Genomic DNA, 1,077 nt, shown 5'->3' with positions numbered 1-1,077 from the left:
GCCGTGCACCAGCAGCACCGGTGGGCGGGATGCGTCGGCGTCCTGCCGGGCCGGCATCAGCGGCCGCCGATGGCGGAACGGTTGCAGCCAGTTGAACATGCGGAACACCGCGACGCATTCGCGCAGATAGCAGAGCAGCGCCTGCCGGGGTCCGAGCCGCGCGGCGGCGCGATGCGCCTGCAGCGCGGGCGGCAGCGTCGGCATGCCGGCGCGGAACGCGTTGGTAGCCGATGCGCCGGTGCCGCCCACCGAGATCGCGAAGGCCATCGCGACCGACAGCCCGAACAACACCAGCACGGTGACGATGCCGCCGGCCAGCGCCGCGGGCCAGTTCCAGTCGGCCAGTCGGACCAGCGCCAGCGCGACGCCGCAGGCACCGCCGAGCTGCATCGCCACGGCGATGCGGCGCACCGCGGTGGCAGTCAGCTTCATGGCTGGCGCGGCGGCCGCAGGTCGACAAGCCGCGTGCCGGCCAGCCGATCGTGCAGGAACTGGCGGCGCCGATCGAGAAAGGCTACCAATATCCACACGCCGAGGCCGCACGCCAGCACGCCGACGAACGGTCCCTTGACGAGGCCCAGCGCATGGCCCACCGCCGCCGACGGCGGCAGCCACAGCCATGCCAGCAGATAGCGCAGCGCCGCGCGCGGCCAGCGCGGCGGCCTGCCGTCGGCGCCTTCGACGCGGATGCGCCAGGTCTGCATCGGCAGCGTCTGGCCGGTGCGTTGCCAGAACCAGGTGAAATAGAGGCCCATCACCAGGAAGCTCCACAGCTGCATGGCCAGCGGCGTGTCGATACGCAGTTCCCGCAGCAGCGGCCGGGCCAGCAGATAGAGCGCGGTGGAGGCGCTGAGCACGCCGAACAGCAGCACGCCTTCGTACAGCATGCATGCGACGCGGCGGCGGATCGGGGGCGCGTGCATGGGGACCTGCTCGGGTGCCTGCGCGGGGGCGGTCGGCTCGGGGCGCGGTGCGGCGGCGTCAGTGGCGGTCTTGGCGGACATGGACTGGCATGGACGGAGTCGGGGCGAGGCGCGGACAAAGGCCGCGCTGGCGTGATGGGCAGCGGCATTATGC

At 72.6% G+C, this 1,077-nt stretch carries 1 protein-coding gene and 1 pseudogene; both read right to left on the bottom strand.

Features of this window, described 5'->3' with window-relative positions:
• Positions 1–432, bottom strand: a pseudogene (locus B551_RS18520) (acetyltransferase); the annotation flags it as partial.
• Positions 429–1,004 (bottom strand): RDD family protein, encoded by a 576-nt coding sequence (locus B551_RS18515; protein WP_023264756.1) that lies wholly within the window; start codon positions 1,002–1,004, stop codon positions 429–431. The gene B551_RS18515 and the pseudogene B551_RS18520, both read right to left, overlap by 4 nt.
• Positions 1,005–1,077 lie beyond the last annotated feature (73 nt).

Origin of the sequence: Cupriavidus sp. HPC(L) (genome assembly GCF_000307735.3) — a bacterium.
Taxonomy (GTDB): Bacteria; Pseudomonadota; Gammaproteobacteria; order Burkholderiales; family Burkholderiaceae; genus Cupriavidus.
Note: the sequence above shows the minus strand (reverse complement) of the source record. Positions and strands in the feature narration are given on the sequence as shown.

Excerpts from the sequence above, each read along its gene's own strand:
- B551_RS18515 (WP_023264756.1), bottom strand. The coding sequence starts at position 1,004 with ATGTCCGCCAAGACCGCCACTGACGCCGCCGCACCGCGCCCCGAGCCG.